The following is an 11,367-nucleotide window of genomic DNA, read 5'->3' on the forward strand; positions in this document are numbered from 1 at the left end:
AAGGTCTCGACCCCGCCCGCATGCTCTACACGACATCCAGGCCGAGCTCACGGACGAGGACGGCGGCCTGGGCCTTCGAGATCACGGCGCCGCGGAAGGCTTTCGCATCCGCCAGACGTATCCCGCCGAGATCCGCGCCGCGCAGATCGGCGCGCTCGAACCGGCAATCGACCATCGCGGCGTCACGCAGCGAGCACTCGTCGAAGACGGCCTCGCGGAAATCGCAGCCAACCAGCTGAGCCTCGCTGAAGTCGATCCGCCGCAGCGTGAGCTTGCGAAACGAGACCTTGGCGAGCTTGGCCAGCGCGAGCACTACCTCGTCGAGCGACAGGCCCCAGCTCTTGGCCTCCTGGAGGTCGGCGCCCATCAGCTTGCATTGCGACAGGCTCGCATGCGCCAGTGAGGAACGCCGAAAGCTGGCATTGCTGAAATCGCCGCCGGTTATCACCGCCTCGCTCAGATTCGCTCCGGCGAACGAGGCGAAGGCTGCCCGGCATGCGGTAAAGCGGGCCTGCTCCAGCACGCTACCGTCGAAACGCGCGCGGCCGAGCCTGCATCGATCGAAATGCCAGCCCTTGAGCTCGAGGCTGGAGAGATCGGCCCCCTCCAGCGTGCAATTGCCGAGGTGGAGGCGCTTGCCGTCCCTGGCGTAGCGCTCCGCCTCGGTCCTGCCGATCTCGACATCCGCCAGAACCACGTCGAACTCGTTGGTCGCCGTCATCGTCATGTCTCGCCGCGAGTCTGGGAGCTGCTCCAGCTAGGCGAAGCGGGCCCGTGGAGCAATCTGCCCGGGCCTCCGGCTGCGTTTCGAAATGGCGGCGACGAGCCGTCACGTACTTTGCCTCTTTCGTCTGAAATTAACTTTCTGATAAGAGGATCGGGTTTCCTTGCCGGAGACGACGGCGCGCCGCTTGCGGTAGCCAGGGTCCCGAATTCAGGAGGTTGCCGCATGAAGCGGGCTATGATCGCTGCAAATGCCGTCCGTTCCACCGCTGAGAACCGCTACGGCCGCAAGGCGATCCCGCTTCTGATTTCACTGGCAGCACCGGTCCTGGGCGCCTGCAGCACGGCCCCTGTCCAGACCGCTGCGACGACGACTGCCGGCCCCGCGACGACGACGAAGCAGACTCACGAGATCCGCAAGCGCGCCATCGAACTGGCCAAGGCCGATCCGCGCGAGAAGGAATGCCTCGTCCGCGCGATGTATTTCGAATCGAACCGCTCGAGCGAGTCGGGCCTGCTCGGCGTCGGCACGGTGGTGATGAACCGGGTTGGAGCGCCGCGCTACCCTGAGACGATCTGCGGCGTCGTCGGCGCACCGCGCCAGTTCGCCCCCGGCGTGCTCACCCGCCAGTTGGTCGCCCGCGACCTGCCGAAGGCCGAGGCCGCCGCCGAAGCCATCCTCGCTGGCAAGCGCAACGAGGCTGTCGGCAACGCCAAGCACTTCCACATGGCGGGCCTGCGCTTCTCCTATGCCAACATGCACTATGTGACGGTGGCCGGCGGCAACGCCTTCTACGTCAAGGGCGAGCGTCCCGAGCGCCGCCGCATCGAGGAGCCGAGCTATCAGCTCGCCGCGGTCTCTGAGCCCGCCCCGCTCGCCACGAGCGCCTCCACCGCGCCGACCTCCTTCGCGAGTGCGCCGCTGGCCTTCGCGCCGGAGACGCCGGCAGCCGCCGCGCCCGCAAGCCCGGCGATGCATCTCGTCAGCAACATGACACTGCCGCCGAGCCGGCCCTATGATCTCGGCATGTCCAGGAAGACCGCCCAGGCCTTCATCGTCCCGCCGAAGAGCGACGCCCGCCTCGCGGCGCTGATGCCCGCCTCGCGCGGCCTGCGCGGCAGCGTGGCGCAGGACTGAGCTTCTCCCCGCGCCTCCTCGTCATGGTCGGGCTTGTCCCGGCCATCCACGTCTTCGCTTGTCGAGCGCACAAAGAACCACGCCGCGGAACCCCTCTCCTGGAAGGAGAGGGTTCCCCGCGCCTTTGCGTCACGCGCAGCGGCCTCGAGCGGAATAACTCCCCCAATCAATCCCCGCCCCCTGAACCTGCTGTATGCTTCTCCCCGTCCCGCCCGAACCGAGGGGGCTTCGCGAGGCATCATGAGGCCGGGCGGGAGAGCGGTGTCCGTGTGCGAAAGGACCGTTGCGGGTCCCGAGTAGCTGCGGAGGGTTTCGTCGTTCGGGGTAGGCACCCCGGTCCAGCCGGACGCAACACACGACGAGAGCTCACAGAGAACCGCGCGCGGGGCTCGGGCAGTGGCCAGTGGCGCTGCTTCGACATCATCGACATCGACATTCGGCACGCAGCCGTCGACTGCGACGCCGCCCGACCCCGCGCCTCCCTCGGATGGCGTTCACCTCAACCCTCGCGGTGCAAGCCGGCGGGACGCGCGACCATGGACGATCGTTTCATAGCCCTCGCCGCTTATGCGCGCGTCGTCCCGGACGGAGCGCAGCGCAGATCCGGGATCCATTCCTGAGTCTTTCAGATTGAGGTTCCGGAATGGATCCCGGGTCTCTCTGCGGTCGCCCGGGATGACACGCGCTTTAATTGAAACGCAGCACGCTATAGCCTGCTTCACCACGCCCACGAGCGCCCATGAGACGAAGCCACCCGACCCGCCTGCCCGCGCCCTATCTCAGGCGCATCTGGCTCGACCGCGCGGCGGTGCCGGATGCAGAGGCCTATCCCTGGTGCCTCCCATTCCTCCGCGACGAATTCGAGCTGTCCTTCGACCGGCCGATCACGATCATCGTCGGCGAGAACGGCACGGGAAAATCGACGCTGCTCGAAGGCATCGCCGCGCTCGCCGGCTTTGACGAGGCCGGCGGCGGCAAGGGCTACCGTCCTGTCGATCATGCGCAGGCCGTCGAGGCCATGGGCGGGCGCCTTGCGAGCGCGCTAAAGGCGAGCTGGCTGCCGAAGGTCACCGATGGCTGGTTCTTCCGGGCCGAGAGCTTCTTCTCGGTGGCGCGCTATCTCGACAGCGCCGCCCGGGAGTCAGGCTACGCGCCGCCCGACTTCCTCTCCCATTCGCATGGCGAGGGTTTTCTGCGCTTCTTCGAGGAGCGCTGCCAGCGCCGCGGCATCTTCATCTTCGACGAGCCGGAATCGGCGCTGTCGCCGGCCCGCCAGATCGAGTTCCTCAAGCTGCTGCGCCGCATGGACCGGCTCGGCCAGTGCCAGGTGATCATGGCGACCCATGCCCCGATCCTGATGGCCTATCCCGGCGCCCGCCTGCTTGGCTTGAGCAAATACGGGCTCGATCCCGTGACGATCGAACAGACCCAGCATTTCCGCCTCATCCGCGAGTTCTGCCTGGACCCGGCGACGTTCGTGGAGACGATGATGGAGGAGTGAGGGGGCAATGTCCTCGCTATGTTCATCGCCGAGCAGGAGCGCTTCGGCCTCCCTATCAACTGGTTCGATCTCGCCAACGCCGCGCCGACCGGCCCTATCTGATCAGCATCGTGCCGCAAAATGGTGGGCAATGCTGATCAGACGGTACGGGACCATTTTGATGGATCGTCGGCCAAGGCTCAATGCGACCACCCCTTACTCCCGGCCGTGATCTTAACAACATCGGACGCTGGGATAACTACAACATTATCCGAATTCTGAAATATCGCGTGGTGTGATAGCATCATGATAATTTTGCTTTCTCTATAGATAGTTTCAATATTTCCTTTATCTCTAGCTATAATTTCAACAAGAGAATCTTTAGAGGTTTTTACATACAACCCTCTGCAGCATCCGAATACAAATACGACCAACATCACACTGATGCCGAAACTTACATACATCTGGAAAGTGATAACCTGAGCGCTAACCAGCCGATTAATTACATCTATGGACATAATAAGCGTTGTCATCGAAAATAAAATTAAAAAAGAAACTGTCAAAATCCTGAGTTTATTCCAAATATCATCGCCCAGAAAAATCTTATATTCTGGCAATACATAAATCGCTATCAATGAGACCGTGAGCGCGACTAAAGTAATATTTCTCATTTTCTTATTTTCAGATTTTACAATTTTAGGTATTTCCTGAACAAAAACAGTAATAATCGAAACATATGCCAGAAGAAAAATGACTCCAATTAAAGCCAGTTTCAATAAATCTGAATACTCCAATATCCACACCAACCCTGAGCCAAATACGAGCAAATAACCATAGGCAAACAGAGCAGACATTGCCGCACCAACTATCGTGGCGATAGCGGAAAGCACGAGGAAATGTTTCGTCGCGTATTCTATCACAGCATACTCTCATAACAGGGCTTCGCCAGCAGTTATATATTGGATTAACGCTATTTGAGCTGCAACGCCATTCCAGTTTCCGACGCGCCGAGGCGCCAATCTCCCACCGATGGCCGCTATTCCGCCCAGCAGGGTTTGGCGTGCAGACGCCCCTAGGCAGCAATGCTAAACCTGCCCCATCAGCCCCTCGTTTCCCGAGTCCCCGCCTTGCCCAGCTCCCTCTCCACCGCCTGCCTCCAGGCCGCCGTCGATTTCGCGCAGGCGCATGACTCCCCCTGGCCGCGCAGCATGTTCTATCCGGACGGCGCCTATGTCGGGAATCGCGAATGGGACGAGAAGGGTCCGTGGACCGAGATCGTCGGGCCGGTCGAGCCGCGCGGCGGGCCGGCCGGCATCATCATGCAGGGCGGCAAGGTCGTCGCCGAATGGGGCGATGTCGAGCGCGCCGACATGACCTTCTCGATCGCCAAGAGCTATCTCTCGGTGCTGGCGGGCCTTGCCGTCGCCGACGGTTTGATCGCCGATCTCGACGAGCCTGTCGGCAAAAGCGTCGACGGCCCGCATTTCTCCAGCCCGCACAATGCGAAGATCAGCTGGCGCCATCTGCTCAACATGAACAGCGAATGGCAGGGCGAGATCTTCGGCAAGTCCGACCAGGTCGACCATCACAGACAAATCGGCATCGGCGCCGACAACAGCCGCAAGGGCCAGCGCCGCGAGCTCAGCGAGCCCGGCAGCCTCTATGAATACAACGACGTCCGGGTGAACGCGCTCGGCTACGCGCTGCTGCGCCGCTTCCGCCGGCCGCTGCCTGAGGTGCTGCGCGAGCGCATCATGAACCCGATCGGCGCCTCGCAAGGCTGGCGCTGGGAGGGCTACGAGACCTCATGGCTCGAGATCGACGGCGAGCGCATGCAATCGGTCCCCGGCGGCGGCCATTGGGGCGGCGGCCTCTTCATCAGCGCCCGCGACCATGCCCGCTTCGGCCAGTTGATCGCGCAGAAGGGCGTCTGGGAGGGGCGCGAGCTGATCCCGTCCGCCTGGCTGGCGCAATCGGTCGTGCCCTCGCCGACCCTGCCGAATTACGGCTTCCTCTGGTGGCTGAACCGCGGCCCCGCCGCCAATCCCAAGCTCCCGGCGAGCGCCTTCAGCGCGCAAGGAGCGGGCAACAACCTGATCTGGATCGACCCCGAGCACGACCTCGTCGCGGTGCTGCGCTGGATCGACAAGGCCGCCATCGACGGGTTCCTGGAGCGGCTGGTGGCGGCGGCGGAGTAGGCTTGCCGTCATGCTCGGGCTTGACCCGAGCATCTCAGGCCGGAGGAGGCTCCGGTCGGCGCCCTCTCGTCAGGAGATTCTCGGGTCTGCGCTTCGCTCTGCCCGAGAATGACGCCGAGGCGGGCCGCCATGCGCCGCCCACCCTTGCCGCCGTCCCCTCCCGCGCCCATAAGCCGCCCTGCTCCCGCAAGGCCCCACCCCGTGTCCCCACCCGCCTCCCCCCGTCTCGCCATCGGCTTTGCCTGCGGCATTCTCGCTTCGCTGATCTGGGGCGTGCAGGCGGTGGTGTCGCGGCAATCGGTGACAGACGGGCTCTCGGCCGGCGACGTCACGATCCTGCGCTTTCTCGCCGCCGCGCTGGTGCTGCTGCCCTTCGCATTGCAGCGGCTGAAGCCGTTCCCGGTCGGCAAGCTCGGCTGGAAGCGGGCGCTGATTCTCACTGCACTCGTCGGCCCGAGCTACAGCTTGATCCTGGTCGGCGGCGCGCATTTCGCCCCGGCCCTGCACTCCTCGGTGATCACGCCGGGGCTGATCCCGGTCGTGACCGCGCTGCTCGCGGTGCTCGTCCTCGGCGACCGCATCAGCCCGCTCAGGGTGGTCGGACTCGCCATCATCGTCACGGGGATCGCGGTCTTCTCCTACGAGGCGCTTGTCGACACGCCGACGCGCGAAGGCGCCTGGATCGGCGACCTGCTCTTCGTGCTGATCGCCCTGCTCTGGTCGGTGTTCGGCCTGCTGGCGCGACGCTGGGGGGCGGATGCGGTCGAGGTCACCATGGCGACCTGCCTGCTCTCGGTGCCGCTCCTGCCGCTGCTGGCACTGGTGCAGCCGGTCCATCTGCTGCAGGTGCCGCTGCCGGCGATCGCGCTGCAGGCGGTCTATCAGGGCGTGCTCGTCGGCGCCGGCGCGCTCTTCCTCTACACCCAGGCGGTCGCCATCCTCGGCGCCAGCCGGGCGGCGCTGTTCCTGCCGCTGGTGCCGGTGGTGACGGCGCTGGCCGGCTCCGCCCTGCTCGGCGAGCACGCCTCGCCGCTGGAGATCGCCGGCATGGCGCTGGCCATCCTCGGCATGGTGGTGGCGCTCAAGGCGCCGAGCCACGCCTGAACCTACTACAGCCCTCATCCTGAGGAGCCGCGAAGCGGCGTCTCGAAGGATGCTCCAGATGTTTCCGGAGCCTCCTGAAGCACCCTTCGAGACGCGCTCTGCGAGCGCTCCTCAGGATGAGGGCTTAGGAAACGCTCAGCCCTTGTGGTCCTTGGCGATCGGCTCGACATAGGACAGCCCCATGTCCCAGGGGAAATAGATCCAGGTGTCCTGGCTGACCTCGGTGACGAAGGTGTCGACCACCGGCACGCCGGCCGGCTTGGCGTAGACCGTGGCGAAATGGGCGTTGGGCAGCATCTCGCGCACGACGCGGGCGGTCTTGCCGGTGTCGGTCAGGTCGTCGACGACGAGCACGCCCTTGCCCTTGCCGTCGCCGATGGCGCGGATCGAGGGGGCGATCTCCTTCATCACCCTGAGCTCGGTCTGGTTCTTGTAGTCGTGGTAGCTGGCGACGCAGACGGTCTCGATCATGCGCAGGCCGAGCTCGCGGCAGATGATCGCCGCCGGCACCAGCCCGCCGCGGGTGATGCAGACCATCGCCTCGAACGGTCCGGCATCGGCCAGGCGCCAGGCGAGCGCCCGGGCATCGCGGTGGAACTGGTCCCAGGAAACGGGGAAGGCCTTGTTGGAGGAAGCGTCGGCCATGGCGGGTCCTGCGGGAAAGCGAAGAAAGAGCCTTCCCGCAAAGCGCATCCGGAGGGCGCTGGCAAGAGCCTGACGGCCACAATCCCCGCCGCACGTCCCGCCGGCGGCCCTCTCAGAACTCGGCCCAGCCGTCGTCGCTCCGGCCCCCCGCCACCCTGGCGCGTGGGAGCGGCACGGGTCTCGCCGGCGCAGCCGCGGCCTTCATCGCCGGCAGGACCGAGCGCAGATCCGCCGCCAGCCGCGCGGGCTGGTTGTCGGCGCCGAGCCGGAAGGCGCCGACCAGCGCGGCGAGCGCCTGCGTCTCGCTCTGCAGGTCGCGCGACAGCTTCGAGCTGGAATCGGCCATCAGCGAATTCTGCTGCGTCATCTCGTCCATATGGGCGACGGTCTTGGCCATCTCCTCGACGCCATTGGCCTGCTCGGTCGCCGCGCTCGAAATCTCGGCGATGGTGCCGGCGACACGGTTCGCCGCATCGACGATCTCCTCGAGCGTGCGGCCGGCATCCTTGACCAGCTGGACGCCAGAGCGAACCTGCTCGCTCGAATTGGCGATCAGCGACTTGATTCCGTTGGCGGATTCGCTGGAGCGGCCGGCGAGCGCCCTGACCTCCGAGGCGACGACCGCAAAGCCCCGCCCGGCATCGCCGGCCCGCGCCGCCTCGACCGCGGCGTTGAGCGCGAGCAGATTGGTCTGGAACGAGATCTCGTCGATCATCGAGATGATGTCGGCGATCGAGGTCGAGGCCTGCTCGATCCGGCCCATCGCCGCGACCGCATCGGTGACGATCGCCCCGCCGCGCGAGGCGACGGCTTTGGCCTCGTTGCCGAGCGCCGCCGCTTGGCGCGAATTGCCGGCGCTGGTCTTGATCGAGGCGGCGAGCTCCTCGGTCGTCGCCGCCGTCTCCTGCAGGCTCGAGGCCTGGACCTCGGCGCGTTCGGCGAGCTCGATGCTTTCGCCCGCCATCTTGTCGGCGGCCGCGCCGACCTTGCCGGAGATCGCGCCGACGGCGCCGATCACCTCGACCATCGTCTCGATCAGCTCGTTGATGCCGCCGCAGAGGACCGCGACCTCGCCCTCCTTGCCGGCCATGTCGATGCGGCTCGTCAGGTCCTTGTCCTTGGCCCGGCCGATGACACCTTGAGCCTCGCCGACCGCTTTGGCGAGCTGGCGCGCCGCCTTCTGCTCGGTGATGTCGGTGGCGTATTTCACCACCTTCATCGGCCGGCCCTTGGCGTCCATGATCGGGTTGTAGCTCGCCTGGATCCAGACCTCGCGGCCGCCCTTGCCGAAGCGCTGGTATTGGCCGGAATCGTAGACGCCGCGGCCGAGCTTCTCCCAGAAGGCGCGGTATTCCGCCGAGCTGCGATAGGCGGCATCACAGAACATGCCGTGATGCTTGCCCTTTATCTCGGCCAGCGAATAGCCGGTGACTGCGAGGAAACCCTCGTTGGCGTCGAGGATGTGGCCATCGAGCGTGAACTCGATCACCGCCATCGCCTTGCGGATCGCCGCCACCTGCCCCGCCATGTCGGCTTCGTGGTTCTTCTGGTCGGTGATCACCGTGGCGAACTTGATCACCTTGACCGGCTTGCCGCCGGAATCGAGGACCGGATTATAGCTCGCCTCGATCCAGAGCTCACGACCGTCGGCGCCGACGCGGAGAAATTGGCGCGCGTCGTATTCCCCCTGCCGCAGCCGCTCCCAGAACGCCTTGTAGTCGGCGCTCTGAGCCTCCTCCTTCAAGACGAACATGCTGTGATGGCGCCCCCGCACCTGGTCCAGCGTGTAGCCCACCGCCTTCAGAAAATTCTCGTTGGCATCGAGAATCGTGCCGTCGAGCTTGAAACTGATTACCGCCATGGCGCGATTCAGCGCCGCCATCTCGCCTTCAAGCTCACGGCGCGATATGCCGCCCGCAAATGGATTCAGCCGCATGCCCCGTCCCCCGCATTCAGCCCCAGCGAACTCTTGGCCCGCAAGATCAGAATGACTGAGAATGGTTTATGACTTGCTAAGCGAAGACGGTCTCTAAGTTAAAAATCCCACTTAAGCCCATTCAATTAAAACAATTACTATAAATCAAGCGCTGTCGACGGATTGAATACATTCAGTGAAATCGAATACAGCCATTTTTGTTAGCAGACTAAATTTATAAAAACTCGCTACATCAAATAGAAACGCCTCTATCCATGCCCTAGAGATACTTGCGAATTATTCCAGACTGCTGCGCAATTAAACTTTAAACGGCGTTAGAAATTTGAGAAACGCAACCTGTAAGTTGCGTGTATTTCATTTATGCAATCTATCCGTTAAGGCGCTTGCGCTCGGATTCGACCATCGCCTGCACGGCCGACGTCGCCATCATCAGCTTCTCCGGATCGCGCGAGCGGACGACGATGTTGGTATCCGGCCCGGTCTCGGACCAGAACGGATAGGACCCGATCGAGCAGTCGGGATGGGCTTTCGCGATCTCGGCAAGCGGCGTGCCGATATCGCCCTCCTTCAGACCCGCCCTCACCGTCTCCGACAGTATCCTGGCGCCGGTCTTCAGCGTCGGCGCGACGACATCGAGCATCGCCTGCATGATCGCGGGCACGCCGGCCATGACATGGACATTGCCGATCCGGAAGCCCGGCGCCTTCGACACCGAATTGGCGATCAGATCGGCCCCTGCGGGAATGCGCGCCATGCGCATCCTGGCTTCGTTGAGCTGATCCTTGGGAAAGCGCTCCAGCAACATGTCGACGGCGCGCTGGTCGTAGTCGATCGGCACGCCGAAGGCGGTCGCGACCGCATCCGCCGTGATGTCGTCATGGGTCGGGCCGATGCCACCCGTGGTGAAGACATAGGTGTAGCGCGAGCGCAGCGCGTTCAGCGCCGAGACGATCTCGTCGGTCAGGTCGGGCACGACCCGGACCTCACGCAACTCGATGCCGATATTGGTCAGGTACTCGGCGATGTAGCCGATGTTCTTGTCCTTGGTCCGGCCGGAGAGGATCTCGTCGCCGATCACCAGGATCGCGGCGGTGACCACCGGCTGGAAGGCGGGCGCTGGCGCTGCCGTCATGGGCTTGTCCCTGCTGTTCTCGTTCGCCGCATGCGTGCCCCTATAAGGCCAGCGAGCTAAGCCGCTTGCGCGCAATTGCTCAAGCGGCGCGCCAGTCGGGGCCGCCATGCGCCCGCGGCGCGGCGTTTCACGAGGTCGTGCGCTCGTAGACGAGGTTGAGCCGGGTCTGGGCGATGAGCTTGTAGCCCTTGCTCTCCAGCAGGGCCGGCAGGTCCACCTGCCAGCGGCCGCGCGAATCCTCGACGATGACGAAGCCGGGCCAGAGCGCTTCGGGCGCATCGCGCAGGAAGGGTTCGAGGATCAGGTCCTCGGCGCCTTCGACATCGAGCTTAATCGCGTCGATCCGCTCATAGCCCTCGCTCTGCACCAGCGCGAGCAGGGTCGTCGCCGGCACCCGCACCGAGTTCGCATTGCTGGAACGCAGGATGCGCACGCTCGATTCGCCCTTGTTGGCGGGATCGAGGAACAGCGTCAGCTCGCCCGGCTTGTCGGCTAGCGCGCAGGCGATCGCCTTGACCGTGCCGAAAGGGTTCTGGGCGATGTTGTAGGTCAGCCGCGCGAAGATGTCGGGCTGCGGCTCGACTGCGAGGATGCGCGCCCCGCGCCCGGCACGCGCCGCGACGAAGAGCGAATAGGCGCCGACATTCGCGCCGACATCGATGAAGCTGAAGCCGTCGCGGATGCGCGAGGCCAGGAGCTCGCGCTCGCGCGCATCGAAATATTGCGGCGTGAACAGCACCCGCTTCTCGCAGACATTGCCCTCGGGATAGAGCCGCATCTGCGCGCCGAGCGCCTCGATGTCGACGGGCTGGCCCTTGAGCCGGTTGAGCCCGAGCCGGCGCAGCGCGAAGGCGACCTTGCGGCCGAGGAAGGAGCCGGAGGCGCAGCGCGTCCAAGCGATGATGCGGGCGATGCTGCCCCGCGGCGCGAAGGTACCGAAAGGCTGGTCCTCGGCCGGTCTGATCTCATTGAATGCCATTGGCGCGCTGTACACCCCCAGCGCGGATGGCG

The 11,367-nt window shown here is 64.6% G+C and carries 10 protein-coding genes; 4 read left to right on the forward strand and 6 right to left on the reverse strand.

Translation table 11 applies throughout. The features are described from left to right. Positions 1–25: 25 nt before the first annotated feature. On the reverse strand, positions 26–721 hold the full coding sequence (locus ASE66_RS18405) for a pentapeptide repeat-containing protein (protein ID WP_057191220.1): 696 nt from the start codon (positions 719–721) through the stop codon (positions 26–28). A 228-nt stretch (positions 722–949) separates the two neighbouring features. Between ASE66_RS18405 and ASE66_RS32735 the strand changes: the two genes are divergently transcribed. Continuing rightward, positions 950–1,861: a cell wall hydrolase gene (locus tag ASE66_RS32735; RefSeq protein WP_244494978.1), complete on the forward strand. Its 912-nt coding sequence runs from the start codon at positions 950–952 to the stop codon at positions 1,859–1,861. Positions 1,862–2,600: 739 nt separating this feature from the next. Next, positions 2,601–3,362, forward strand: a complete 762-nt coding sequence (locus ASE66_RS18415) for an AAA family ATPase (protein WP_057191176.1) — start codon at positions 2,601–2,603, stop codon at positions 3,360–3,362. Between the two features lie 179 nt (positions 3,363–3,541). Here ASE66_RS18415 and ASE66_RS32140 read toward each other — a convergent pair whose 3' ends face one another. After that, positions 3,542–4,231: a hypothetical protein gene (locus tag ASE66_RS32140; RefSeq protein WP_156412227.1), complete on the reverse strand. Its 690-nt coding sequence runs from the start codon at positions 4,229–4,231 to the stop codon at positions 3,542–3,544. A gap of 237 nt (positions 4,232–4,468) precedes the next feature. Here ASE66_RS32140 and ASE66_RS18420 point away from each other — a divergent pair, with 237 nt between their 5' ends. Together ASE66_RS18420 and ASE66_RS18425 are read left to right on the forward strand one after the other, a co-directional pair. After that, complete coding sequence (locus tag ASE66_RS18420; RefSeq protein WP_057191177.1) at positions 4,469–5,539, forward strand: serine hydrolase domain-containing protein; 1,071 nt, start codon at positions 4,469–4,471, stop codon at positions 5,537–5,539. A 201-nt stretch (positions 5,540–5,740) separates the two neighbouring features. Then, entirely contained in the window at positions 5,741–6,643 is a 903-nt protein-coding gene (locus ASE66_RS18425) for a DMT family transporter (protein ID WP_162262509.1), read from the forward strand. Positions 6,644–6,778: 135 nt separating this feature from the next. Here ASE66_RS18425 and gpt read toward each other — a convergent pair whose 3' ends face one another. The 4 genes from gpt to ASE66_RS18445 form a co-directional block, all read right to left on the reverse strand. After that, positions 6,779–7,288 carry a xanthine phosphoribosyltransferase gene (gene gpt / locus ASE66_RS18430; protein ID WP_057191179.1) on the reverse strand — a complete coding sequence of 170 codons (510 nt, stop codon included), beginning with the start codon at positions 7,286–7,288 and terminating at the stop codon, positions 6,779–6,781. A gap of 112 nt (positions 7,289–7,400) precedes the next feature. Beyond that, complete coding sequence (locus ASE66_RS18435) at positions 7,401–9,170, reverse strand: methyl-accepting chemotaxis protein (protein WP_057191180.1); 1,770 nt, start codon at positions 9,168–9,170, stop codon at positions 7,401–7,403. Between the two features lie 421 nt (positions 9,171–9,591). After that, a complete protein-coding gene (locus ASE66_RS18440; RefSeq protein ID WP_057191181.1) occupies positions 9,592–10,356 on the reverse strand; it encodes a competence/damage-inducible protein A in 765 nt (254 codons plus the stop codon). Between the two features lie 127 nt (positions 10,357–10,483). Next, positions 10,484–11,335, reverse strand: coding sequence for an FkbM family methyltransferase (locus ASE66_RS18445; protein ID WP_057191182.1), 852 nt, complete (start codon positions 11,333–11,335; stop codon positions 10,484–10,486). Positions 11,336–11,367 lie beyond the last annotated feature (32 nt).

The sequence above is a fragment of the Allobosea sp. Root483D1 genome (genome assembly GCF_001429505.1).
Lineage (GTDB): Bacteria > Pseudomonadota > Alphaproteobacteria > Rhizobiales > Beijerinckiaceae > Allobosea.